26 protein-coding genes and 2 other annotated features are annotated in these 26138 nt (G+C 36.0%); of the genes, 6 read left to right on the forward strand and 20 right to left on the reverse strand.

The genetic code is table 11. From position 1 onward, the window contains the following. Positions 1 to 21: 21 nt before the first annotated feature. Together pnp and rpsO are read right to left on the reverse strand one after the other, a co-directional pair. Complete coding sequence (gene pnp, locus AC4BBR_RS15245; RefSeq protein ID WP_490460323.1) at positions 22 to 2136, reverse strand: polyribonucleotide nucleotidyltransferase; 2115 nt, start codon at positions 2134 to 2136, stop codon at positions 22 to 24. A 212-nt stretch (positions 2137 to 2348) separates the two neighbouring features. Beyond that, positions 2349 to 2618, reverse strand: coding sequence for a 30S ribosomal protein S15 (rpsO, locus tag AC4BBR_RS15250; protein ID WP_010770485.1), 270 nt, complete (start codon positions 2616 to 2618; stop codon positions 2349 to 2351). 280 nt (positions 2619 to 2898) lie between these two features. Between rpsO and def the strand changes: the two genes are divergently transcribed. Continuing rightward, complete coding sequence (def, locus tag AC4BBR_RS15255) at positions 2899 to 3462, forward strand: peptide deformylase (RefSeq protein ID WP_490460324.1); 564 nt, start codon at positions 2899 to 2901, stop codon at positions 3460 to 3462. Between the two features lie 57 nt (positions 3463 to 3519). On the opposite strand, the gene AC4BBR_RS15260 is transcribed toward def, so the two are convergent. The 3 genes from AC4BBR_RS15260 to AC4BBR_RS15270 all read right to left on the reverse strand — a co-directional run bounded on the left by AC4BBR_RS15260 (position 3520) and on the right by AC4BBR_RS15270 (position 5865). After that, positions 3520 to 4296, reverse strand: coding sequence for a Cof-type HAD-IIB family hydrolase (locus AC4BBR_RS15260; protein WP_490460325.1), 777 nt, complete (start codon positions 4294 to 4296; stop codon positions 3520 to 3522). A gap of 22 nt (positions 4297 to 4318) precedes the next feature. After that, positions 4319 to 4966 carry a DNA alkylation repair protein gene (locus tag AC4BBR_RS15265; RefSeq protein ID WP_490460326.1) on the reverse strand — a complete coding sequence of 216 codons (648 nt, stop codon included), beginning with the start codon at positions 4964 to 4966 and terminating at the stop codon, positions 4319 to 4321. Positions 4967 to 5067: 101 nt separating this feature from the next. Further along, positions 5068 to 5865, reverse strand: coding sequence for a formate/nitrite transporter family protein (locus AC4BBR_RS15270; RefSeq protein ID WP_490460327.1), 798 nt, complete (start codon positions 5863 to 5865; stop codon positions 5068 to 5070). A 602-nt stretch (positions 5866 to 6467) separates the two neighbouring features. Here AC4BBR_RS15270 and rpsD point away from each other — a divergent pair. Together rpsD and AC4BBR_RS15280 are read left to right on the forward strand one after the other, a co-directional pair. Then, a complete protein-coding gene (rpsD, locus tag AC4BBR_RS15275) occupies positions 6468 to 7079 on the forward strand; it encodes a 30S ribosomal protein S4 (RefSeq protein ID WP_490460328.1) in 612 nt (203 codons plus the stop codon). 250 nt (positions 7080 to 7329) lie between these two features. Continuing rightward, on the forward strand, positions 7330 to 7506 hold the full coding sequence (locus AC4BBR_RS15280) for a DUF1433 domain-containing protein (protein WP_490460329.1): 177 nt from the start codon (positions 7330 to 7332) through the stop codon (positions 7504 to 7506). 513 nt (positions 7507 to 8019) lie between these two features. On the opposite strand, the gene AC4BBR_RS15285 is transcribed toward AC4BBR_RS15280, so the two are convergent. Continuing rightward, positions 8020 to 8691 carry an ABC transporter ATP-binding protein gene (locus tag AC4BBR_RS15285; protein ID WP_490460330.1) on the reverse strand — a complete coding sequence of 224 codons (672 nt, stop codon included), beginning with the start codon at positions 8689 to 8691 and terminating at the stop codon, positions 8020 to 8022. A gap of 17 nt (positions 8692 to 8708) precedes the next feature. Beyond that, positions 8709 to 9794, reverse strand: coding sequence for an ABC transporter permease (locus AC4BBR_RS15290; RefSeq protein WP_490460331.1), 1086 nt, complete (start codon positions 9792 to 9794; stop codon positions 8709 to 8711). Positions 9795 to 9982: 188 nt separating this feature from the next. Between AC4BBR_RS15290 and lepB the strand changes: the two genes are divergently transcribed. Further along, positions 9983 to 10528: a signal peptidase I gene (gene lepB, locus AC4BBR_RS15295; RefSeq protein WP_490460332.1), complete on the forward strand. Its 546-nt coding sequence runs from the start codon at positions 9983 to 9985 to the stop codon at positions 10526 to 10528. Between the two features lie 166 nt (positions 10529 to 10694). Here the strand turns inward: lepB and AC4BBR_RS15300 are convergent, their stop codons facing one another. From AC4BBR_RS15300 to AC4BBR_RS15360, 13 genes are all read right to left on the reverse strand, one after another. Next, positions 10695 to 11321, reverse strand: a complete 627-nt coding sequence (locus AC4BBR_RS15300) for a DUF1054 domain-containing protein (protein WP_490460333.1) — start codon at positions 11319 to 11321, stop codon at positions 10695 to 10697. 32 nt (positions 11322 to 11353) lie between these two features. After that, the gene (locus AC4BBR_RS15305) at positions 11354 to 11923 is read right to left on the reverse strand and encodes a GNAT family N-acetyltransferase (protein ID WP_490460334.1); all 570 of its coding nucleotides are present in this window, start codon (positions 11921 to 11923) and stop codon (positions 11354 to 11356) included. Between the two features lie 74 nt (positions 11924 to 11997). Next, entirely contained in the window at positions 11998 to 12765 is a 768-nt protein-coding gene (gene trpA / locus AC4BBR_RS15310; RefSeq protein WP_490460335.1) for a tryptophan synthase subunit alpha, read from the reverse strand. Continuing rightward, positions 12762 to 13955: a tryptophan synthase subunit beta gene (gene trpB / locus AC4BBR_RS15315; protein ID WP_490460336.1), complete on the reverse strand. Its 1194-nt coding sequence runs from the start codon at positions 13953 to 13955 to the stop codon at positions 12762 to 12764. The genes trpA and trpB overlap by 4 nt, the downstream gene beginning before the upstream one ends. Before the next feature lie 53 nt (positions 13956 to 14008). Next, positions 14009 to 14599, reverse strand: coding sequence for a phosphoribosylanthranilate isomerase (locus AC4BBR_RS15320; RefSeq protein ID WP_490460337.1), 591 nt, complete (start codon positions 14597 to 14599; stop codon positions 14009 to 14011). Beyond that, on the reverse strand, positions 14596 to 15354 hold the full coding sequence (trpC, locus tag AC4BBR_RS15325) for an indole-3-glycerol phosphate synthase TrpC (protein WP_490460338.1): 759 nt from the start codon (positions 15352 to 15354) through the stop codon (positions 14596 to 14598). Before trpC ends, AC4BBR_RS15320 begins: the two co-directional genes overlap by 4 nt. Beyond that, a complete protein-coding gene (gene trpD, locus AC4BBR_RS15330) occupies positions 15355 to 16368 on the reverse strand; it encodes an anthranilate phosphoribosyltransferase (RefSeq protein ID WP_490460339.1) in 1014 nt (337 codons plus the stop codon). It lies immediately after the preceding gene. Continuing rightward, the gene (locus AC4BBR_RS15335) at positions 16352 to 16945 is read right to left on the reverse strand and encodes an anthranilate synthase component II (protein WP_490460340.1); all 594 of its coding nucleotides are present in this window, start codon (positions 16943 to 16945) and stop codon (positions 16352 to 16354) included. The genes trpD and AC4BBR_RS15335 overlap by 17 nt, the downstream gene beginning before the upstream one ends. Next, positions 16942 to 18306 carry an anthranilate synthase component I gene (trpE, locus tag AC4BBR_RS15340; RefSeq protein WP_490460341.1) on the reverse strand — a complete coding sequence of 455 codons (1365 nt, stop codon included), beginning with the start codon at positions 18304 to 18306 and terminating at the stop codon, positions 16942 to 16944. Before trpE ends, AC4BBR_RS15335 begins: the two co-directional genes overlap by 4 nt. A gap of 379 nt (positions 18307 to 18685) precedes the next feature. After that, positions 18686 to 18913 (reverse strand) — a binding site (T-box leader). 68 nt (positions 18914 to 18981) lie between these two features. After that, a complete protein-coding gene (gene pepT / locus AC4BBR_RS15345; RefSeq protein ID WP_490460342.1) occupies positions 18982 to 20217 on the reverse strand; it encodes a peptidase T in 1236 nt (411 codons plus the stop codon). Between the two features lie 400 nt (positions 20218 to 20617). Continuing rightward, positions 20618 to 20853 (reverse strand) — a binding site (T-box leader). A 140-nt stretch (positions 20854 to 20993) separates the two neighbouring features. Further along, positions 20994 to 22544: a lysine--tRNA ligase gene (gene lysS, locus AC4BBR_RS15350; RefSeq protein WP_490460343.1), complete on the reverse strand. Its 1551-nt coding sequence runs from the start codon at positions 22542 to 22544 to the stop codon at positions 20994 to 20996. Positions 22545 to 22581: 37 nt separating this feature from the next. Continuing rightward, entirely contained in the window at positions 22582 to 23190 is a 609-nt protein-coding gene (locus AC4BBR_RS15355; protein WP_490460344.1) for a DUF998 domain-containing protein, read from the reverse strand. Between the two features lie 45 nt (positions 23191 to 23235). After that, positions 23236 to 24624, reverse strand: a complete 1389-nt coding sequence (locus AC4BBR_RS15360) for a hypothetical protein (RefSeq protein WP_490460345.1) — start codon at positions 24622 to 24624, stop codon at positions 23236 to 23238. A 211-nt stretch (positions 24625 to 24835) separates the two neighbouring features. Here AC4BBR_RS15360 and AC4BBR_RS15365 point away from each other — a divergent pair, with 211 nt between their 5' ends. Both AC4BBR_RS15365 and AC4BBR_RS15370 read left to right on the forward strand, forming a co-directional pair. After that, positions 24836 to 24985 (forward strand): hypothetical protein, encoded by a 150-nt coding sequence (locus AC4BBR_RS15365; protein ID WP_490460346.1) that lies wholly within the window; start codon positions 24836 to 24838, stop codon positions 24983 to 24985. 17 nt (positions 24986 to 25002) lie between these two features. Continuing rightward, entirely contained in the window at positions 25003 to 25995 is a 993-nt protein-coding gene (locus AC4BBR_RS15370) for a choloylglycine hydrolase family protein (RefSeq protein ID WP_490460347.1), read from the forward strand. Positions 25996 to 26138 lie beyond the last annotated feature (143 nt).

Raw genomic sequence — 26138 nt, forward strand, 5'->3', positions numbered from 1 at the left:
TCAAAAGCAAATTTCTATTGCTTATTTTTCTTTATTTTCTTCAGTCAATAACGCTTTACGTGAAACATTCACACGACCTTGCTTATCGATTTCAGTGACTTTTACAAGTACTTCATCGCCAAGTTTTACAACGTCTTCTACATTATTCACACGTTCATTTGCCAATTGAGAAATATGAACGAGTCCGTCTTTGCCTTTGATCAAATTAACGAATGCACCGAATTTTTCGATACGAACGACTTTACCCAAATAAACCTGTCCAACTTCCACTTCTTTTGTTAATTCTTCAATGATCTTGATTGCTTTTTTAATCATTTCAGCGTCAGCTGAAGCAATACTTACATTCCCCTCTTGATCAATATCAATTTTCACACCAGTTTCATCAATAATTCCGTTGATTGTTTCTCCGCCTTTACCAATAACATCTTTGATTTTAGCTGGAGCAATTTGGATCATTTCAATCTTCGGCGCATATTTGCTTAACTCTGAACGAGATTCAGTCAATGTTGATGTTAATTCAGCAAGGATTTCCATGCGAGCTTTTTTCGCTTGGCTTAACGCCTCTGTCAGGATTTGTTCAGTAATTCCTTGGATTTTGATATCCATTTGTAGTGCTGTGATTCCCGTTTTTGTTCCGGCAACTTTAAAGTCCATATCACCTAAGTGATCTTCTAAACCTTGGATATCTGTTAAAATCGTATAGTTTTCTCCATCACTAACAAGTCCCATGGCAATTCCAGCAACTGGTGATTTGATTGGTACACCTGCATCCATTAATGCTAAGATTCCAGCACAGATACTTGCTTGGGAAGAAGAACCGTTTGATTCTAAAACTTCTGATACAACACGGATCATGTAAGGGAAATCTGCCTCACTTGGAATAACTTGCGCCATCGCACGTTCACCTAAAGCTCCATGGCCAATTTCACGGCGACCTGGAGATCCGGCACGTCCTGTTGAGCCTACAGAAAATTGTGGGAAATTATAATGATGAATGAAACGTTTACTATCTTCGATGCCTAATCCATCAATGATTTGATGTTCACCAAGTGGTGCTAATGTCACAACAGACAACGCTTGTGTTTGTCCACGAGTGAATAATCCAGAACCATGAACACGTGGTAAAATGCCGACCTCTGAAGCTAATGGGCGGATTTCGTCTAATTTGCGACCATCAGGACGGATCTTATCGATCGTGATCAATTCACGAACCACATCTTTTTCTAGATCTTCAGCGATTTGTTTCACTTCTTTCGCCGTTTGCGCTTCTTCTTCATGACCTGCAAATTTTTCAGCATACGCTTCTTTTAATTGATCTTTGATTGCATCGATATTGACTTCACGAGTTAATTTCTCTTCTGTCATCACGGCTTCTTTCATTGAAGCGTAATAGGCATCGAAGATTTCTTTTTTCAAGTCAGCATCCACTTGCAATAATTTGATTTCCATTTTTTCTTTACCAACAGCGGCAACGATTTCTTCTTGGAAAGCGACTAATTCTTTGATTGCATCAAAACCGAAAAGTAACGCACCAAGCATATCTTCCTCAGATACTTCTTTGGCACCACTTTCGACCATGTTGATAGCCTTTTTTGTTCCAGCAACTGTTAATTCGATGTCTGTTTTTTCAGATTGTTCTACCGTTGGGTTCAATACATATTCACCATCAACACGACCTACATCAACACCTGCGATTGGTCCGTCAAATGGAATGTCTGAGATTGCCAATGCAAGAGATGAACCGAACATTGCCGCCATTTCTGGTGTGCAGTCTTGTTCTACGCTCATCACTGTATTTGTGATTTGAACTTCATTACGGAAGCCTTCAGCAAACATTGGACGAATTGGACGGTCGATTAAACGAGCCGTCAACGTTGCACGTTCACTTGGACGACCTTCACGTTTGATAAATCCGCCTGGAATTTTACCCACAGAATACATTTTTTCTTCATAATTCACTGTTAATGGAAAGAAATCAAAGTCTCTCGCATCTTTTGAAGCAACAGCCGCACTTAGTACTACTGTATCTCCATAACGAACTAATACTGCGCCGTTTGCTTGTTTGGCTAATTGGCCAACTTCAACTTGTAAAGGACGTCCGCCCCAAGTCGTTTTAAACACTTGTTTTTCTGACATGTATCTCTTCTCCTTCGATTCTTCGGAAAAGTTAGAGTGCTACTAAACAAATGAAAAGATTCAATAAAATTGAGTCCTTTTATTTGGTTAGTAGATTTATTCAAACTTTCCAAAGCTGATGATTTTTTTAGTATTTTAAGGATACTCAACCTTTGCTTTTAAATAAGCTAAAAAGCGAGGTTCGTTACGAATCTCGCTTTTCCTTTGTTTGATTAACGACGTAATCCTAAACGTTCGATCAATACGCGGTAACGTTGGATGTCAGTCTTACGTAAGTAAGCTAACAAGTTACGACGGTGACCAATTTTTTTCATTAGTCCACGATAAGAATGGTGATCTTTTTTGTGAACGCGAGCGTGTTCATTCAAGTGATTGATATCAGCAGTTAATACAGCAATCTGCACTTCTGGTGAACCAGTATCTCCTTCATGACGAGCGTATTCGCTAATAATTTCGTTTTTCTTTTCTTTTGACATTGCCATGTTTTTCACCTCTTCTTTAATAGTCATCTTCTTACTGAGTAATGCGTTGGTGATTCGCACAACCAAGTAAAAGACGGTATGATTCCATACAGGTATACTTTACAGGAAAGTTCTTTAAAATGCAAGACCAAGCTGAACTCATCCCCTGTTTTTCGAACAATTTATCCCATTCTGAATAGTTTTGTGATAAACTATATAGGCGAATAAATACATGAATGGAAAAATTTAGTTTTTGACTGGAACTGACCTAGACTTTTAAATATAAAGGAGGAATTATCCTATGATTACCATGAAGGATATTATCCGTGAAGGAAACCCAACACTTAGAGAAGTGGCAAAAGAAGTATCAGTGCCACTATCTGATGAAGATATCAAATTAGGTGAAGAGATGATGGAGTTCTTGAAAAATAGCCAAGATCCTGTCAAAGCAGAAGAATTAGGCTTACGAGGCGGCGTTGGTTTAGCTGCACCTCAATTAGATATTTCTAAACGAATCATTGCAGTCCATGTACCAAGCGGTGATTTGGAAAATCCAGAACCGACATTAAGTGCCGTGATGTACAATCCTAAGATTTTAAGTCATTCCGTTCAAGATGCTTGTCTTGGCGAGGGCGAAGGTTGTTTATCGGTTGACCGTGAAGTGCCAGGCTATGTGGTACGTCATAATAAAATCACGCTTTCCTATGTGGATGCAGCGGGTGTTAAGCAAAAAATTCGTTTAAAAAATTATGAAGCAATCGTGGTCCAGCATGAAATCGATCATTTAAATGGTGTGATGTTCTATGATCATATCAATGCACAAAATCCATACGCTTTGAAAGATGGCGTTTTAGTGATTGAATAAACAAAAAATGATCCGTACAAACCTATTTGAGTTTGTGCGGATCATTTTTTGTTACATTTAAATTGCCTTTAACTCTTTCAACGCTTTCCAAATACCATCGTTATCATTAGTATCTGTCACAATTTTTGCTTCTTTTTGAATATGTGATAAGGCATTTCCCATTGCCACACCGATTCCAGCTTCTCGCAACATTTCACGATCATTTTCACCATCACCGAACGCAATGATATCTTCACGAGCAATCCCTACACGATCTGCTAAATTCAGTAATGTCGCTGCTTTAGAACCATTCTTAGGCACGATATCTACACTTTCTGAATGCCAACGAATAAAGCGAAATTTAGAAAATTCGTGATCAAACATCCCCTCTGAAGAATCATCATAAAAAGCCAACGCTTGATACACATCGTTTTCTTTTTTGAAATTCAAATCATATTCTGGTGCTTCAAAATCGATTGATCCCATTGCTTCAATCATTTGTTTTCGACGGTGATGGTTATTTTTTTTCACATCATCCAAGCCCACATATGCCAATCCGATTTCTCTTTTTTCTACTTCTGATGAAAAACGTTGTAACTCATCTTGATCTAATAAGTTTTGATAATACTGCTCATGATCTAAAAATGCTGCAGCTCCATTACAAAGAATATAATTAGAAAAACCTAAGTCTAAAATAATATCTTGCGCCATAAATCGACTGCGCCCTGTTGCAATCGTTACAAGATGTCCTTGTTTTCTTAACATCTTCAACGCTTCTCGTGTGCTTTCCAACGGTTGTCTATCGGTTCCAAGCAATGTTCCATCAATATCAAATGCAAAAAGTTTTCTTCTCATGGCGTAATAATTCGCTCGCTTTCTATGGTTTTGACAAATATTTACTGCCTTCTCTAACAGCTAAAGGGCTTAATTCAGTCGTCTCAATCAACGTTTGAACCCAGGCCGGATCCGTTTTACTATATTGACGCAAGGACCAGCCAATTGCTTTTTGAATAAAGAACTCATCTGTAGTTTTATCATAAATAATCGCTTTTTTCAATAACGCAGTGTTTGTTTTTTCCTTGTATAATAATTGTAGATTGATTGCAATTCTTCTGTACCAAAAATCTTCTTCACCAAAAAAAGCTTCAAATAACTGAGGCATTTTTGCTAAATTCTGAAATCCCCAAAGTCCAAAACATTTACGCCACGCATCCACACTGTCCCACCAAGCCTTTTCGATCACAAAAGGCTTAAAGCTTAGCATTTCTTCCAAAGAAAATCGTTTGAAGTTGGTTGTTGCTAGATCAATTGCGGCATATTGGTATTCTCGCTCTGATTTATTATAATAAAAACTAATTAAATCAAACAACTCTACAAATGATAGTCTTTCGCTTGCTTTTAATGACTCTTTCTCTAGCAATGCGCGCTTTGGTGCCGCAACACCTGCAAAAGGAAATAAATGCTTCATGTAAGCCGACATTTGTTCTGCCTTGTCTTTATTTTTTGGAAAAACTACTTCGTTCATTCCATTACTCCTTTTTTCTACGCTTCCTTTTATCTTACTTCAAATAACTTTAAATCGCAAAAAAAGCTGAAACGGAACTCCCGTCTCAGCCTCGAAATTACTTAATCTACATAAGTTGTATCTGCATTATTTAACCAAGCATAGCCTAAACCCATCACTAAGCCCCCACCGATAAAGTTACCGATTAGTGCAAAAAACAGATTATGTGCTACGCTGCTAACAGTCATAGCCGCCATTGTCCCGTGGGAAGCGAAATACGCTAAGCTAAATGCAGGGAAGTTAGCGATAACGTGCTCATATCCTAAGAAAGCAAAGATAAAGATGATAAAAATGATTGCTGCAACTTTACCTGCATCATCTTTCATACGCATACTTACTAACACGGCTGTATTTACAACAATATTTGCAAAAATTGCTTCGACTAATATCTGTGTGGTCGTTTTATTTAATTTCCCAGCAATTGAAGTAAAGAAAAAACTATCTGGCGCTAAATCTTGATACGGAACAGTCAAAGAAATCAAATAGCCAAACAGAACCCCGCCAACTAAGTTAAAGAAAATACAAGCAAATAGAATTTTTGCTGCAAACGAGAAGTTGATTTTTTTACGATAAACTCCGACTGACATGTACAACATGTTCGATGTTCCCAGTTCAGCGTTCATATAAAGAATCATGACAAGTGACCAGCTAAACATAAACGCATAGAGCATTTTTCCTAAACCATGTGCGATATCTTCACCTTTCATAGCAATCGCAAAAGCAACTGCTGTTCCTAACGTTAAAAACATACAAGCTAGCATTGCACGAAAAGCGTAACGCATAAAACTGCTTTGGAATAAATTCATTTTTTTACTAATTGATTTGTCGATCTGCTCAAATAATGGCGACACAGGTTTCATTATATTTCTCCTTTTCAATTTGTTTTCATTCTTATATTTTCAAAAACATCCTTTACCATTCTAAAGACCCGCAAGGATTTTGTCTAGTGCTTTTTCACTGAAACACACATTTTTTCACAATATCAGCTAAATCCTCTCACTGTCAACTTGCTTTCAACCTTTTTTGACGCCTGTTTATAAAATGAAAGCTATATATTTTTGGGAAATTTAGGTTGGTGATCCTTCTGGCAAGTGATAACTATCTGGCTTTACTTAATAAAAAGCTTGAGTTCCCACTCATTTTGCGCTATACTGATCTTTGTGTAAAATAATGCAGCAGAAAAATAATAGACTCGTCAACAATTCATTGCCTTGATGTCTAGCTTCTAAAGCTAAAAAACTCAGTGATAAACTGAAAAATCATTGTGACAATACTTGTCACAAAAGTTTTTCCTTCTTACTTTCACTCATTTTTTTAGACAAGCTTTATCAGCTTTTCTTTTCAGGTTCAACTGCGTAACCACGGCTGCAAAGGGCGAAGGTTGAAGAATGAACTGAACGAATATGAATTTTTCAGAAGATTATTTTACTCCAAAAAACTTATTTTATTGGAGGAATTTTTAATGTCACGTTATACAGGACCATCATGGAAAATCTCTCGTCGTCTAGGTATCTCTCTATCAGGAACTGGTAAAGAACTAGCACGTCGCCCATACAAACCAGGACAACACGGACCAAACAGCCGTGGTAAAGTTTCTGAATACGGTATGCAATTAACTGAAAAACAAAAATTACGTCATATGTACGGTATGAACGAACGTCAATTCGTTAACTTGTTTATTAAAGCAAGCAAGATTAAAGAAGGTAAACATGGTGTTAACTTCATGATCTTACTAGAACAACGTTTAGACAACGTCGTTTACCGTTTAGGCCTTGCAACTACTCGTCGTCAAGCACGTCAATTAGTAAACCACGGTCACGTGACTGTTGATGGCAAACGCGTAGATATCCCTTCATACCACGTTGAAGTTGGTCAAGTGATTTCTGTTCGTGAAAAATCTCAAAATATCGTGACTGTAAAAGAAGCTATCGAAGCAACCGTTGGACGTCCAGCATTCGTAAGCTTTGACGCTGAAAAATTAGAAGGTAGCTTCACTCGTTTACCAGAACGTGATGAATTATACCCTGATATCGACGAAGCTCTTGTCGTTGAATACTACAACCAAAAACTTTAAGATTGATAGTAGGTTGGAAGAAACGCGCCCAACTCCAAGAAATTGCTTTTCTCTAAACTTTCATCTAATCTTTAGAAACCTTGTTCTTTCGAGCAAGGTTTTTTTACTGTTTTAGATATTTCCTATTTGTAACCCTTGATACGCTCCAGTAGTTATATCAAAAAATTTTTTATCTGTCTTACTCATTGTTGTCCTCCTCATGTTATGCTTGCATTTAATTATGACATAAAAAGGACACAATAACGTAGAATTGAATTGCTACAGTTATAACGATTATATAAACAAACAAAAAGAGCGAATTGAACTATTTTTTAAGTACAACTACAACCATATTGATTCTCTTACTTTTACAGAAACAAAAAAAATCCCATGGGTTCACTCGATTTCCATGGTTATTTTAACTCTGACAAATCGAATAGCTTTATAGGAAGTGTAATGCCTTATCAAAAAGAATTTGAATGTAATGTAGATCTCTTTTATCCTTGGTGAGGAAGATTGTTATTAAGCACAGTTAGCTAGACCCTATTAAAATCATAAAGAACGCCCACCAATTGCTTGGCCGAATGAAGACGGAAATAATAAATCAAGAAAACTACCTAAAAATATGCTTAAATAAAACACATAGGTTTAGTCTTGATTTAATTTATAACGGTCTAACGTTCTTAATAATACGAAACCAATAATACTTAAAAAATTAAAATATATTTTATTGAACAATGAATAAACCGTTCAAGGACAAAATCTACCGCCTAAATCTCCGCTCTTTTATCCTCAAGCAGGTTCGCGAATATTAAATACTTAAAAAGATCAAAATACAAAAAGAGTAGGATAAAACTAAAAATCAGTTTTGCTCCACACTCTAAATCCAAGTAAACGGTTAAAAAAAAGGAGCTTATTTCTCAAAACTAAATACGTTTCTCTGACCCCGTTAGGCTCATAATTATTTCTGCTTCTCTAATACGCCATCTTTCATTACAAATACTTCATCACAAAAGTCGATTAAACGCTGATCATGTGTCACCATAATCGTCGCTTTATTTTTTTCTTTTGTTTCCCTTGCCAATATCTTTACTACCTCGAACGCCCGATCCGAATCTAAACTTGCTGTAGGTTCATCGGCTAAGATAATTGACGGATCATTATACAACGCCCGAGCAATCGCCACTCTTTGACGTTCTCCACCAGAAATCTCATCAGGATATTTTTTCTTTAGCTTCTCAATTCCTAATTCTGTTAATAACTTGTTGACCTTATCTATATCCGTCGTTTCTTTTTTGACTTTATCCACCAAACGTAGCTGCTTTTCCACCGTTAAAAATGGAACTAAATTCGACGCTTGTAAAATAAAACCAATTTCTGAAAAACGGATCTTAGACCGTGATTTTTCATTTTCTTTACTAAATACTTGATTATTAATCTTAACTTCACCGCTTGTTGGTGTTTGTAATCCGCCAGCAAGTGTCAAAAAGGTGCTTTTTCCAGAACCACTTGGGCCGATCACTGCAACAAATTGACCTTTTTCCACAGAAAAATTAGTGGATTTCAACGCTTCAATTGTCGTATCTCCATCTAAAAACTTCTTATCCACAGATAAAAATTCAATTGCTTTCATTATAAACTAACTCCTTTCTATCCAATTGCTTTTAGTGGATCAATTTTAACAATCGTCCGAACTGAAAATAGCGCACCTAAAACCGCAATAACCAACATTATCCCACCAATTGATAGGAAAAATAGCCAATTACTCTGAAACGGAACAGCTGTTGGCAACACTAAGGACGTTCCCACTGTTCCAAGTAACCCTAAACCTATCCCAAAAATTGCCAATACAAACGTTTGTACAATAACAGAGACTGCAATGTATGAACCTGAAATCCCCTGCGCTTTCATGATTCCGAAGATATTTGATTTTTGCATAGTCAAGACATAGATGAAAATCCCTATAACAATTGCGGCAATCACTATCAAGAATCCGATCATAAACCCAAACGTCAATACCTGAGCGCTATATCCAGGTAATTCATTAATAAATTTTGCAATACTGTAGCTAGTCAGATCATCTTCATTTAAGTGAACATTTTTTAGTGAACCATCCTTTGCACGAAAAACGATCGCATTCACACGAGCATTTTCAGAAGTATCATTTTTTTCAAAACGAATCTGTTGAAAAGCATTTGTTGATACATACAATACTGGTGCAACGTTAAATTTTGCATTGTCTGTAAAACCTACAACTTTGAGCTTTTTATCACTAGCAGATAGTTTTATTGTGTCCCCAAGTTTGACGTCGTTTTCTTCTTTCAAACTATTATCCACAACTGCTTCGTCGTCGTTCGTGAATGGTTTCCCTTCAACAATATTTGGCATTAAAAATTCCTCTTTGTTGATACCAAAAAAGCTAGCATTAATTTTTTCTGCATTCTTTTTATCCAATTGAATTACCGCCGCGGTTTGCCCTAATGAAGCTTTTTCTTTTGCTTCAACTTCATCTATTGATTTAATTGGGATCATCGACATATTGATATTGGTATTCGATTCATCTGACAACACGATGCCATCAGCCTGCCATTTATCCACTGCCGTTCGATTATCTTGTGCCAATCCATACGCTAATCCCATTAAAAAGAAGACCAAGTAAGAAATCAAAAACATTACACTAATAATCAGTGCATAACGTAATTTTGAGCGCGTTATTTCATTCCAAGCTAAAAACATAGTTCCCCTCCTCCTTATCGACCGATAAGTTCTATAGAAAGTATAGCAAAATTTAGAAATGACAACAAAATATTTGCTTCGGTATCTCTTCAAAAAATAGAAAAGCATAATTTTATCAATTTTTCTTCCCATTTATCAAAGATATTCTGATATACTAAAAAAAACAATAAATAAAAAGGAGTTTATTTATGAAAAAGAAATATGGTACGCTTTATAGCGTAATACAGTTTGCACTGATTTTACTATTTATACTTTTTTTAAGAACATTTATTTTAACACCTGTACAAGTCGTTGGAATTTCGATGGAACCAACTTATCATGAATCCGATCGTTTGTGGCAAACCTCTTTGATTAGTCCAAAGCGATTTGATATCGCAACTTTCCCCAGCCCGCGTGACGGAAAACGAATTGTTAAGCGAGTTGTTGGATTGCCTGGTGATACAATTCGGATGGAAAATGACCAATTGTACATCAATGATAAGAAGTATGACGAGCCTTATTTAGATGAAGAAAAGAAAGAATTGACGGATGGTCAACCTTTGACAGCTAACTTTACTTTATCAAATAGTGCGGCAGGTCCAGCAACTGTTGTTCCAGATGGAAAATATTTTGTGTTGGGGGATAATCGCAGAAAAGCGGATGATAGTCGGTATTTTGGCTTTGTAGATAAAGAGGCTATTGTGGGTGTTGTTTATTTCAGATATTATCCGTTAAATCAGATAGGTGTACAGTAATATAAAAAAGAAACTCTGTCAGGATAGTTATTCTAACAGGGTTCCTTTTTTAAGATACTATAGCTTTTACTACCTAAACTGCCTCGTTTGTTTATAAAATAGCTCCTCAGTTTGAGCGTTCCTTATAAAGCATAGACCTCTAGTTTTTTCGTCCTCTTTGACTAGCTTATTCTACTTCTTTCTGCACCTTAATCGCCAACTGATATAAAGGCAATAATTCTTCATAAGTCTGCAACATATACTCAAGAGCTTTTTCTGGGTCATTCAACAAATCATCTGTCTTTCTAATAATTCGTCCAATTTGACATTCCCCTTTTTTTACATCACGAAAGCGTGTTAACTGTTTCGCTAAATCAGCTTCATTCAAACGTTCGATCTCAGGTTGTGTATGATCGATCGACAAATAAAAGTCATCATCTAATTGTTCAAATAATGCTTGATTCTCTAAAAAAGCTTGCGCAATCGCTTTTTCATTTTTAGGATTATCAATCAATGATAACCACATGAAAAGATAATCCGGCCATATCCCTAATTGAAAATGAGCTTCCATCTTATAGCCACGCTTTTTCTGACTTAAAGCAGACCACGTATTTTCAGGTGGGTAAACCGTTCTACGCCGATGTTGAGCGATATGCACAAAAAATTCTGTTTCGATTTTTTTACCTAATTTTTCAGCAAAATAATCATCTAATTCTTGAAATTTTGGTTGAATGGTTGAACGAATACCAGTCATTCTTGGCTCTAAGCCTTCTATTTTGAAAATCTCAAAATCTTTTTCAGTAAACATTAGCATGTATTCATTTCTCCTTCAAGTGATTCTGTGGGTTAGTTGTGTAATTTCTGCCACTCTTCTAAAGTGATACCGAGCATCATATCTGTAACAACTTTCTCCTTCCACATACGAGCATTCGGGATTCTACCTTCTATTTTCATGCCAATTTTTTCCATCACACGACCAGATTGAGGATTGTCAATATCATGAGTTGCAAAAATCCTCATCAATTGTAATTTTTCGAATCCTAGACGTAAAATTTCACTAGCCGCTTCAGGCATATAACCTTTACCCCAAAAATCTCGATTCAATGCGTAGCCGATTTCTGCAATGTTGTATTGGTCTTCTACACGTAAATCGACCGTTCCGATAAGTTTCTTTGTGTCTTTTAGTTCAATCCCATATTTTCCTAACGGCGCTGACATAAAATAATTTGAAATACTTTCTTTTGTGTCTTTAATAGACTGATGAACTGGAAAAACATAGGTAACAGTTTTTTCATCTGATGCATATTCATACATATCTTTTGTATCATTTAGCGTTATAGGGCGTAGCTTTAAACGTTGCGTTTCTAAAACTTGATTCTCTGCAAAAATTAAATTCCGATTAATAAGGATTTTCATAATTACACCTGCTTTTCATACTACTTTACAGAAAAAAACATTCCAATACAAGAGGAAAAATAAGTCTTTTACAATTAATTAGTTACTGCTTCTTCAATAAACGCTTTAACTTCTGCTTGTTTTCCTTCACTAAGCAGTTGAACGATTTTACTTCCTACGATCACACCCGCACAACTTTTTTTTAAACGCATAACATGTTCTTTAGAAGAAATGCCAAATCCTGCTAGAACTGGCTTATCACTGATTTTTTGGATATATGCTAAATGCTCATCTAACGTTTTTTGATAATTTCGTCCAACTCCTGTTACACCATTGATTGCTACCGCATAAATAAATCCTTCTCCTGATTCTACCAACTCAGGAATTCGTTTTTTGGGTGTGGTTAATGCAATCAACGGAATCAATGAAATATCACTATCTTTTAGCAATGGTATTACTAATTTTTGATGCTCATAGGGTAAATCAGGAATAATTAATCCTTTTACATCTGTTTGAGTTAATTCTTCAATGAACGTTTCTAAGCCATAGGAAAAAATTGGATTAAAATAGGTCATAAGCACTAACGGTGTGGTTGTTTTTATTTGTTTTAGCTGTTGAATTATCTTTTTCAAGGTTACATTTTTTTCCAATGCTCTTAGACCAGCTACTTGAATAACCGGACCATCCGCTACTGGATCAGAAAACGGAATCCCTAATTCGATTGCACTTGCACCAGCATCAGCTAATAGCTGAATTTCATCTGCTAATTGATCCAATCCTTGTGCACCTGCCATGATATAAGGAACAAAAATCGTTTCGTTCGCTTGTTGTTTTGCTTTCAATTGTCTCGTTAATGTTTTCATCGGTTCCCCTCCTGTTCAAACAATCCTTTGATTTGCTGTACATCTTTATCCCCACGACCTGAAAGGCAAACGATGATTTGTTTATCCGAGCCAAGTTCTTTTGCAACTTTTAGTGCATGACTAACGGCATGAGAACTTTCTAGAGCTGGAATGATTCCTTCTGTTTGGCATAAAATTTTAAAAGCATCTAATGCTTCTTGATCCGTTACTGATTCATAACTTGCTCGTTGCGTTTCATTTAAATGACAATGCTCTGGTCCAATTCCAGGATAATCCAGTCCTGCTGAAATCGAGAAAGCTTCTAAAATTTGTCCATCATCATCTTGTAATAGCTTCATCAGTGCACCATGCAATACGCCTGTTTTTCCTTTAGTGATCGATGCTGCATGTGATGCTGTATCTAATCCCACCCCTGCTGCTTCAACACCAATCAACGCGACATCATCATTGACAAACGGATAGAATATTCCCATCGCATTACTACCACCACCAACACACGCAACAACTGCATCTGGTAATTTGTTTTCTACTTCTAAAAATTGGCGTCTTGCTTCAATTCCAATAATACTTTGATAATCTCGGACGATTTCAGGAAATGGATGCGGGCCTAAAACAGAACCCATCACGTAATGAGTATCTTCAACATTAGCGACCCAAAAGCGTAACGCTTCGTTTACCGCATCTTTCAACGTTTGGCTACCTGACGTCACATTTTCAATTTTGGCGCCTAATAATTCCATTCGAAAAACATTCAACGATTGACGAGCCACATCGACCGATCCCATAAAAATCGTACATTCCATCCCAAATAAAGCCGCAACTGTAGCAGTGGCTACGCCATGTTGCCCTGCTCCTGTTTCAGCAACAACTTTTTTCTTACCCATTTTTTTCGCTAGCAAAATTTGTCCAATCGTATTGTTGATTTTGTGAGCACCCGTGTGATTCAAATCTTCTCTTTTTAGATAAATTTTAGCGCCACTCGCTAAATCGGTTAAACGTTCTGCAAAATACAACGGATTTTCCCGTCCAACGTATTGTTTTAAATAATAATTTAGTTCTGATTGAAATGCTTCATCTTTTTTTGATGCTTCATAAACTTCCTCTAATTCCTTGACGGCATACATCAATGTTTCGGGGACAAATTGTCCTCCGAAATCTCCGTAAAACCCTTGGACTGGTTGATTATACATAATTTTCCTCACTTTCAATTTTTATCTTTTTCTCGAGAATCTAGCCCGCAAAGCTAGATAGCTTTCTCTAAAAAAGCGATGATTTTTTTTAGATCTTTCTCTCCGTTACTTTCAACTCCACTGGATACATCGACAGCGTATGGGTTAAATTTTTGTTTGGCTTGTTGCACATTTTCTAGAGTTAGACCACCTGCAATAATGATTTTTTTATTTTTGATAGCGCTAGTGTCTAATTGTTGCCAATCGAAAACTTCGCCGTTGCCACCGACAAATTGTTTGGGCGGTGCATCGAAGAGTAGAAATTCTGCGGTTGTTGCTTTCATGCGTTTTTCTTGCTCCTTTCCGTCAACTTGTATCGCTCGAATCAATGGTATAGAAAAGTTTTCTGCTGTTAATGTTCCATGAATTTGTACCATATCAAGACCTGCTTGTTGGCTAATTCCTTCTACTTCTGATTGGCTTGGTGAAACAAAGACACCTACTTTTTTTACATTTTTTGGAACATTTTTCGTGATCTCTTTGGCTTTTTCAGGTGTGATCTGACGTTTACTTTTAGCAAAGATAAAACCGAGATAATTTGCTCCATGTGCTACTGCTACGTCTACCTGTTCTTTGGTTTTCAATCCACATATTTTCACTTTCATCGCAAGACCTGTAATTCTTTGACTTTAGCTTTCGGATCATTTTCTCGCATCAAGCCTTCTCCCACTAAAATAGCTGGATAGTTTTCTTTCACAAGAGTGACTTGTTCGTTAGTTGAAAAACCTGATTCACTGATATAAACTGCATTTGTGTTTTGTTTATTCCCCAATGTTTGACTCACTCCGATCGAAACAACAAAAGTTTTCAAATTTCGGTTATTCACACCAATCAATTGTGCCGATAACGCTTCAGCAATCCTCAGCTCCTCTTCATCATGGACTTCTACTAAAACTTCTAGGCCTAATGCTGTTGCTTTTTTATACAATTCTGCCAATCTTCGATTAGACAAAGCCGATACAATCAGTAAAATAATCGTTGCCCCAGCATTTCTTGCTCGAATCAGTTGTTTTTCATCAATGACAAAATCTTTGCATAAAACAGGGATCGTCACTTGTGAAGCAACTTGCCTTAGGTCGTCGATAGATCCTTTGAAGAAAACTGCATCTGTTAATACAGAAATTGCTGTAACGCCTGCTTGTTCATATGCTTTTGCCTGTTCGATCACGTTAACGGATAAATTGATTGCACCTTTGGACGGGGAAGTTCTTTTGACTTCTCCAATGATATGCATTTTTTCAGGATGATCTTTGACTTGCTGATAAAATGAGTCTGTTTTCCGCAGTGGTTGAACTCTTTCCAACGGCATCACATTCACTTCTTGTTTCTTTTCATTGATAATTTTTTCTAAAAAATCCATTTAAGCAACCTCCTTTTGGACTTGGATCAGCTGTTGCAGTTTATCAAATGCTGCACCGCTAGCTACACATTCTTTCGCTAATATGATTCCGTTTTGAACAGTTGATACTTTTCCATTGCTGAAAAAACCTAAGCCAGCATTTAATAAAACAGTATCTAAATAGGGACTTGCCTGATTTTTCAAAATAGATAATAGTAGCTCAGTGTTTTGCTCAGCATTTCCACCACGAATCGCTTCTATGGGAAGACGAACAAATCCAAACGCTTCCGGTTCGATCGTATGCATAGTGATACGCTCTTCTTCTAACAAAGCAAAATGTGTTGTTCCAGCTAGCGTTGCTTCATCCAATCCACCTGAACCATTAACCACCACCGCCCGTTTACGTCCTAATTCCCCTAATGTTTTTGCCGTTTCTTCCAACAAATCTCGTCGATAGGTTCCCATTAATTGCGAGTTCAAACGCACTGGATTCGTCAATGGACCAATCAAATTTAAGATTGTTGGAGTACCCAATTCTTTACGAACGTTCATGACATATTTCATTTTTGGATGTATATGAGGCGCAAACAGAAAGGCTAGACCGACTTCATTTAATACAGTACTTAATTTATCTGGTGAAAGGGCAATGTCTACACCTAGACATTCAAAAATATCTGCACTACCCGATTTACTGGAAATACTGCGATTGCCATGTTTAGCGACCGTTACACCGCCTGCAGCTAAAACAAATGCTGCTGTTGTACTAATATTGAAACTATCTGATCGATCGCCACCGGTTCCACAATTATCCATGACATTTTCTTTTTGACAATCGATAGTTACCGCTTTTCGCTGAATCGTTTCAGCGATTCCTGCCATCTCTTCTGCTGTTTCTCCGTTACATTTTAATGCCGTTAGAAACGCTGCAATTTGGCTGTCTGTTAGTTGACCTTCAAAGATTTTTTCTGCTACTTGCTGCGCCTCCATACGTGACAAATGTTCCTTTCTAAAAACTTTCTCAAATAGATCTTTCATATCGTTGTTCCTCCATGAGTTGGATAAAATTTTTAATCATCACTACACCAATTGACGTTTCGATTGATTCTGGATGAAATTGAAGACCAAAAACAGGATATATTTGATGTTCGATCGCCATGATTTCCTGATCATCTGTCGTAGTTGCTGTAACGATGAATTCTTTTGGTAGTGTTTTTTGATCGATTACTAATGAGTGATAGCGCATAACGGAACGTTCATCGGAGATTCCTTTGAAAAGTCGACTGGCCTCATCCGTTATAATAACGGATGGTTTACCGTGACGAATTTCTTTAGCTCTTATCACTTTAGCACCAAATACTTCACCAATTGCTTGATGCCCTAAACAAATACCTAATAATGGTTTCTGTTGGTAAAATTGCTGGATCACTTCTTTTACATAGCCTGTTTCTGCGGGCGTTCCTGGTCCTGGTGAAATGACAATTGCATCAGCTTTTTTTGCTAAATAAAGAACATCAGCTGAATCATTTCGAACGATCACTACATCGTGGTATTTCCCAATCATTTGAGTAAGATTATGTGTAAATGAATCATAATTATCGATCAATAAAATCATTTTCCCACCTCCAAAAGTGCTTTGGCTTTTTGCAACGTTTCTTCATATTCTTTCGTAGTATTTGAGTCATAAACAATACCAGCCCCTGCTTGTACATACGCTTTATTTTTATGGATGACCATCGTTCTTATCGCAATAGCAAAATCGGCTTGGTCATTTTTAGATAAGTAACCGACAGCTCCCGCATAAATATTTCGCTTGACTGGTTCGATTTCGTAAATACGCTGCATCGCTCGAATTTTCGGCGCACCACTGACTGTTCCAGCGGGTAGCGTTGCTTTTAACGCATCCATCGCAGTCAATCCTTTTTTCAATTTTCCTGTCACGACGGATACTAGATGCATCACAAAGCGATACTTTTCAACGATCATATAAACAGGGATGTCCACAGAGCCAATTTCACTCACTTTACCAACATCGTTGCGCCCCAAATCAATCAACATTAAATGCTCCGCACATTCTTTTTCATCAGTGAGTAGCTCTTGTTCTAAAGTCAAATCTTGTTCCACCGTTTGTCCTCGCTTACGTGTGCCTGCAATTGGATTAGTTGTTACGATTTGGTTTTTAACACTAACTAGACTTTCTGGAGATGATCCAATCACATACGTTTCGCTAAAGTCTAGAAAATACAGATACATTGAAGGATTGGTAACACGCAATCTGCGGTAATAATCGAAAGGTTCTTCTTCAAAATCAGCTGTTAAGCGTTGTGAGGGAACCATTTGGAATAAATCGCCTTGCTTTATAAAGCCTTTTACTTTAGTCACTACTTGTTCAAAGCTTTTCTTGGTAAAGTTACTTTGGTAATTTAATTGTTTTAAATGGATTTTTTTATGTTCTTCTTCGTTTGGCGTTTGCAGTTCCTTTATTTTTTTCTTGATTGCCTCGTTTAATACTTCTTCACTTCGTTTGGAATAGGTATTCGCTTCGACCAAAAAAATTTTTTCACCGACATGATCAAAAATCAAGTAAGAGTCGTATAAGTAAAAGTGAATATCAGGAACATTCAGTTCATCAAATGGCAGATCACCTAAGTCTTCATAGCACGCGATTACATCATAGCCAACATAACCAATCGCACCGCCTTGAAAGGGAAGATCATTTAGGTATTTTTCATTTTTCAAAACATACTTTTCAATTTCTTTTAACTGATCTTCTACGTTCCTGGTTTGCCCATCGATCGTTAATTGATGACCGAAACAAGTAATGTCAGAAACAGCATCCCAAGCAATGACCGAATAACGCCCTTTGCTTTTATCTCTGGGAATACTTTCTAAAAGACATTTGTTACTTCCTTTGATTCTTAAGAATGCGGATATCGCCGTTAGATAATCTGCTTGGATTTCTTTGATTAATTGCATGTGATTTCCTCTTTTCTTGGATTTTATCGGTAAAACAAAAAGCCCTCACAAAACAGACTTCTATCTGTTTTGTGAGGGCGAATAATAGTATCCACGGTACCACCTCAATGAAAAGTGTCTTTCTTTTGGTAACCCTTAGTAACTTTATATTATTCAACGTGAACGTCATGTAGTTACTTATCGTTGTTTGGATCACGTTCGCTATTCCTCGTCTCAGATTAGAGCGTTTGGTGATTCCTAGTAAGGGTACTTTTCTCCCTTTGCACGCCTTGTCTTGTGCATCATCGAATCACTTCATTCTTCGTGATTTACAATAATGAAATCGAGACAAAGTGTGGTGATGAACAACAAAAGCCCTCAAACCACACAAAATCTGTGGTTTGAGGGCGAAAAATTCACGGTGCCACCTCAAGGTTGAAAGAAATTCTTTCCTCTTATCAGTCGTCTATCAACGACCTTACTCTATAACGGGAGTTCCCGAAAATGCCTACTAAAATTCAACATTTCGCTCGAAAGTCCATTCACAACCCATTCCTTACTGATTCGCAGTCCCATCAGCTCTCTGAAAAGTTCCAGTGTTGCTACTCCTCTTTCTCAAAGCTTTGCTATTGAGGACAATCATATTAGAAAATTCTAATATTGTCAACTATTTTTTATATAAAACATAACTTTTTCTCAAATTTTTGATTTACGTGTATTTTCTTTAATGATCTCTACGATGGTTTTCGCTGCTAATTCCATTGACTCAAGCGTGATAAATTCATATTGTCCATGAAAATTTTCGCCACCTGTAAATAAATTAGGAGTCGGAATACCCATGAACGAGATTTTTGATCCATCGGTTCCGCCACGAAAAGGTTGGATATCCGGTTTGATCCCTAGATTTTCCATTGCGTTAACAGCAAGTTCTACAGGTGTCATATCTTTTTGGATGATCTCTTTCATGTTGTAATATTGGTCTAGAAAATTGATTGTGATCCGTTCTTTGTCAAAAGAAGTATTCAATTCACTGACAATCTCAGCCAATCGGTGCTTTCTTTTTTGAAACAGCTCCTTATCATGATCTCTAATGATATATGTCAACTCAGCATGATCCAAGCTGCCAATAAATTTCGTCAGTAAATAAAAGCCTTCATGTCCACGTGTTTTTTCTGAAACTTCTTCTTTAGGCAGCTGCGCATCTATTTTCTCACCCAATTTAATGGCATTGACCATCGTGCCATAAGCCGTTCCAGGATGGACACTTGTACCTTCAATTGTGATAACAGCTTGCGCCGCATTGAACGTTTCGTATTCAAAGCAGCCAACTCTTCCGCTGTCTATTGTATAGGCAAATGCTGCTGGAAAATTTTCTGCATCAAAACGATCCGCACCACGACCGATCTCTTCATCAGGTCCAAAAGCTAGTAATACTTTTCCATGTGGAATTTCGGGATGTGCTAATAAATACTCAACTGCATCTATGATTTCCACGATTCCTGCCTTGTCATCTGCACCTAATAAGGTCGTGCCATCTGTTGTGATTAAGGTTTGACCGATATAGTCTTTCAGATTCGGAAACTCCTCAGTCTCCATGATGATTCCTAGTTTTTCATTCAATACAACAGCTTGACCATCATAGTTTGGAAAAATGTTTGGTTGAATATTCTCAGCATTGTAATCTGCTGTATCCAAATGAGCAATAAACCCGATCGTTGGCACATCTTCATTTGTTGTTGCAGGTAAAATAGCCGTTAAAAAACCATTTTTTTCATTGTAATGAATATCAGAAAGCCCAATTTCGGCTAATTCTTTTTCAATGATTCTTGCAAAGTCCACTTGTCCTGATGTTGTCGGAACTGTTTGACTCGCTGCATCAGAGCGAGTATTGACTTTAACATATCGGATAAATCGTTCTAATAATCCAGTCATTCTATCCCTCTTTCATTTTAACAATTTAACTAAGGTAACTTCTCTCACTACGTTCGCCAAGTATTGTTCATCATCTACTCTGGCATAGCCAATCATAGTCCTTCAATTCTTAGAGCTTTAGCTCTTAGAAATTGATGTGATCGAAACGAAGTGGCGTGATTCACTAGTAAGGTAACTTCTCTCACTACGTTCGCCAAGTATTGTTCATCATCTATTCTGGCATAGCCAATCATAGTCCTTCAATTCTTAGAGCTTTAGCTCTTAGAAATTGATGTGATCGAAACGAAGTGGCGTGATTCACTAGTAAGGTAACTTCTCTCACTACGTTCGCCAAGTATTGTTCATCATCTACTCTGGCATAGCCAATCGTAGTGATTCACAACAAAAAACTCTCATCCTATAAAAGGACGAGAGTTTTAAACTTTCGCGGTACCACCTTCAATTGACTTAACTAATAAGTCCACTCTTTCAGTACAACTATACTGAGACGCTGTAACAGGCGTACCTGAATGGATATTAACGTGTTCGATCCATTTGTTCAAAGGCCATTTTCATTTCCATCTTCACTGCCTCTTCACACCATTCGAGACTCTCTTTGAGTTATCTGAAAAATACTTTCCTTATCTTCACATTTAATTTTAATAGATAATGTATTACATGGATTGTAGCATATACAAATAACGAGCGTCAACTGCTATTTTTCAAACGTTTTCTTTTTCTATATCGCTTGTTTTTGGCATTGGGTATCACTTGATTATACTGGCTTTTAAACGGTATTAAACACTGATCAATTCTATAAATTTATTTCGCCCAATGACTTGAATCAATAATGGCATTCTTGGTCCGCTATTTTTTTTCAATGTCAATTGATAAATCGCCTGAAATAATTCTTTTTGTTTCGCACGTCGTTCTTGTTTATCTTCTGACTTTACCAAGTCATAGACTGCTTGCATCAAATCATCACCTATTAGATCAGAATTGTTTTTTAATAATTCTGCTAGTTGACCAAGTGTTTTTTTAATATCGTCAGATAGATTTTCAAAATAGTCTTTATCTTGTTCTGTTTGAATCGTTAATAAATGACCTTCAGCATCATTTTCAATCCAACTGGCTGCTCTAGGAACAATATGATTTAGTTCTTCATCCGTGTATGGTGCTTCCTTCAAAAGAATATCTTTAGCCATTTTTTGGTCGTTATTTGTTAAAGATAAGATGCTAACTGTATGCGAAAACGAGGGATACTTTTTTTGAAGATCGATTTTAGTCAATTTTATTATTTGTTCCGTTAGTTCATCTTGCACTGAATTACTTTTTACTTCTGATATTTTACGTTCAAATTCCGTATAATTTTTCAATACATCATTATCTAAACCAATATCAAATTGAGCTTTTGGTAGATATTTTGCGTAAAGGTAAAATATCAATTCTGGTGTGTATATAGCCAACAAATCTGTTAGAGTCAAAATATTCCCTGCTGAGCTAGACATTTTTTGTGTTTGTCCTTTGATATTTATAAAATCATAAGGTTCGTAGCTTGGTGCTGTATAATCAAAAATATTTGTAGCTACCATTTTGGCTACATCAAAGCTGCCATTTTTTGAAGAATGATCTTTTCCTCCTGGCTCAAATACAACACCTTCAAAATTCCAACGCATTGGCCAATCGACTTTCCAATGGAGTTTCACCTTCTGTTTTTGACCGATGATTTGCGAACCCGAATGACCAAAATGACAAATATAATCAATCGTTTTCGTTTCTACATCATAGTTTGTAATCGTTGTATTATCATGCTCACAAAAATCACAATACAAAGAAATTGGGTAGTACTTTTCTCGTGCCTCTTCACTCGGCGCTTCGGTTCTGAATGTTTCTAAAATATCATAGATTTCTTTTCTTTTCTCCATAGCTATTGCAATATATTTATCGTATACGCCGGATTCATAGCGTTTGGTTTCATATATATATTCAGGTTTAATACTCATTTTTGCTAAATCAGCTTCAAATCTCTCTTCAAAAAATGAGCCATAACTTTCTTTATTGAAAGAGCAAGAGACTTTTGTATATGGACGTCCAATCTGTTCTTCATTCACACCAGATACATTTACTGGGATTTTTCTTAAACGATCATAATCATCCCAAGATAAGATAAATCGCGGATTCCCTCCTAATTCTTTCAAAGCTTCCGTCACAAAATAAGTAGTCACAATTTCACGGAAATTTCCAACATGGATATAACCAGAAGGACTGACCCCAGATGCGCAAGTCAACTCGCTCTTATTTGGATATTTTTTTAGTAACATACTCGCTGTTTCATAAGCCCAATGCATACTATTACACACTCCTTCATAATCATTGATTTTTTTGTTATTTTTTCTTTAAGTTTTCCACTGAGACAACAAAAAACGAACTGTATAACAACAATAAACTCGCTCTTTGAGAAATGCCAACATAGCTACTTATTCTAGACAGTACGACCATTGAAAACAATGCTCCAACAAACGTTATACTGGAAAATAGAATTAATGATCTTTTTTCTTCGAGAATACTTAAATAGATGAAAATAAATGCGCCTACCAATAGTCCTGTAATTCCTATCCCTGATCCATATAAATGAATCATGGCTAAAATCCCTCTCTGGTTTGGATCACTCACATGGTTCGCTACTCCTGAAACAATGCAATCCGAAATTGCAAATGTCGCAATCGATACCCCTAAAAAAATGGCCGCTTTTTTTGATACTATTTTGAAATGCGTGTAAAATGTGGGAATCGTCAATAGAAATAAACAGCCATCAATGATTTGCCATCTTTTAAACAGCATTTGAACAGGACTGCCATCTTCTCCTAACGCACTAATCGGCATCGTTGCAGCATGATAGCTCGGATAGTAATGGGCCAATATGATTGGTATGATTATCTCACTACACAATACAATAATCATGAGATAAAACCCTTTTTCTTTTATGAATTTCATATGCTTATTCTTCTCTTTCTTTCCAACATATAGTTTATCGTGTAACTAAGAAAATCGCCCGCAAATTGTTTTCACATTAATTGGAATCGCTGCTTTTACAGGAATAGTTGGAGCGTCAAGAACATCATCGTAGAAAATAATTGCCTTTTCTAACGTTTGCGCATCCATTTGTTTCAACTCTATATAAGAATTAAAAAGGTGTGTAGGGATATTTAAATAGTCTTTCTTTTCTTGAAATATACTCATAATCAAAGAATTGTATACTCTATTTGTTAGAATGACAAAGACACTCGTTACTTTTTTATCTTGATCCAATAAAAAAACAACTTCTTTTGTAAAACGTTTAATATAATTTTCATTGAATAGACATGGCGTGCGTGTATTTTTTGAGAACAGAATTATCATTTGTCTGATTTCTTGATAAATAGCATTCTCTTTCTCTGTTAAACAGATACACTGTGATGGAAAAAATAGCTGTTCATTCTGATGAGCTGTTTTCAACAATTTTGTCACTGCATTTACGAAAAAATGATTTTCCTGTACATTTGTACTAAATTGTTCTGAAAATTGGTTTAAAAGTTCAACTGAATTCAGCTGCTTATAAAGAAACAATTCATTTAATTGCGCATAATGCTGATTAAATATATCGATTGTTGCAAATGTATAGTGACAAGAATTAAGAATAGTTGTTAAAAAATAAATCTCTTCTTCCGCTAAGTAGCTCTTTAAATCACTTACTCTATAGAATTCATTCATTTGTTGAAACATCGCTAACTGTTCCAACATTTTTTTGCGTTCCTTAGTGTAATGAATCGTATATGCACTTCTCTTGTGAGCTATCAGAAATCCCATCGCCACATAATATTTATTTTCTGGCGTTAACAAAAAACCTTTGTCTTGAATAAAAGTAAAGAAATAATTTAAACATTTTTGAAATCCTCTATTTTTTTTCATAGAAAAAACAGGCGTCACTTTCAAACTAAGGTTCATACATAACAAACGATACTCTAATTCATTCATCTCTTCAAACGTTAACAATAATTGTTTAAATGCTTCTTCTACTTTTTGCTTCAAGTTATAAGAAGATCCTACAGAAATATACAGTTTTCCAACAAAATCTAAATAATGCGTACGATCTTGCAAATACAATAAGGTACCTTGCAAAAATTTTGAATTCTTAAAAATAACTTTCTGATAAACGTATACTGGAAACTGAGTAGAAATCGTTATTTTATATTCACCATAATAATAATTTTTATCTATTATATATGGTTTTAATCGCTCGCAAATTTCTTCTACATAGTCAATCAAAGTCGTAGAAGATAGTTGAAAAAGTTGACTAACTCTCGATATAACGATTGTTTCACCTTGAAACATTTGAGCTACTAGTTCTGATTTAATTAAAATATCTTTTTCAATATGCGATTCAAACAATGAAAAAACCTCCTACATTCATATGCTACGTTATAAATAGACTATCCTAATCAGTTATTTTGTCTGTTCATTGGACTAAATTTATTAACTAGTGATTTCTATGTATAATTTCATTTTATTTCGCTTTTAAAAAAAAAGATCCTAATAATTTTGAAAAATTTCACCTCCATACTATGTTAAAATACCTTTAGTTACAAGAGAAATACAAAGAATGAAGAAAGGCGATATGCCTTTAAAAATTGATGTCCTAAATAGTGGTGCTAGCGGCTTAACTATTGTAACAGAGCTTCAAAAAGAAAATTTCAATACAAATATTTTGCATATTATTAATCAAGGTAAACACATTAGTGTTAAATTTTAAACTAAGGAGAAAATTTTATGTGTACAAGTTTCACTGTGTCTGTTAAAGATCAACAACATTATTTATCTAGAACAATGGATTTTAGTTTTTTACTTGAAGGACAACCAATCTTTATGCCTAGAGGGTTTGAGTGGTCTTCTTTTAATGGAGAAACACATCAAAATACATACGGCTTTATAGGTACCGGTAAAAAACTAGAAGACTATATTTTTGCAGATGGGGTCAATGAAAAAGGCGTAATTGCAGCTGAACTCTATTATCCAAATGAAGCTGACTATGTAACAGATAGTGTATCTGGGCAAAACAACTTAGCACCACATCAATTTATTATGTGGTTATTAGGTGAAAACGAATCCATTGCTGAAATTAAAGAGAAAATTGAAACAGTTACTTTAGTTGATTCTCCTGTCGCTTTACTGGGTATTACTGTTCCACTTCACTTTATTGTCACTGATTCTTCTGGAGAAACGATTACAATAGAAACAAATCAAAAACAATTGATCGTAAAAGATAATCCCATTGGCGTTATGACAAATAGTCCTAGCTTAGAATGGCATCTACAAAATTTAAATCAGTACACTTCTATCAAACCAACAAATAATCCATCACAAAAATTAGGACCATTAACTCTGACACCATTTGGACAAGGATCAGGAACTTGGGGCCTCCCTGGAAGCTATATATCCACAGATCGTTTCGTTCGAACTGCATTTTTAAAATATAATATGGTGACGAACACAACAATGGAAGAGATGGTGAACAATATTTTCCATGTATTAGACAGTGTTACAATTCCCAAAGGGATTGATATTAAAGATGATGGAAACATTGATTACACACAATATAGAGTCGTTATGGATAGTATCAGTTCCTCTTACTTTTTACAGCTATATGAAAGCAATCAAGTTTATTCCGTGGAAATAAATGAGGAACTTTTGTCCAACACAGCACCTATTGTCTATCCCGTCAGTAAAAAAATGTTGTTCGACAAATTAAATTCATTAAAATAAACTTATTTTAACTATCTCCACTTTTCCCTAGCGCCTTTTTGAAACTTAGCATGCAATAAGTTAAATGAAAACAATCAAGCTATTACTTCTTATCATTTTACATGGTAAGAAGTAATAGCTTGATTGTTTCACTCTAAACATTA

It is taken from the genome of Enterococcus sp. AMC1251, assembly GCF_058216535.1.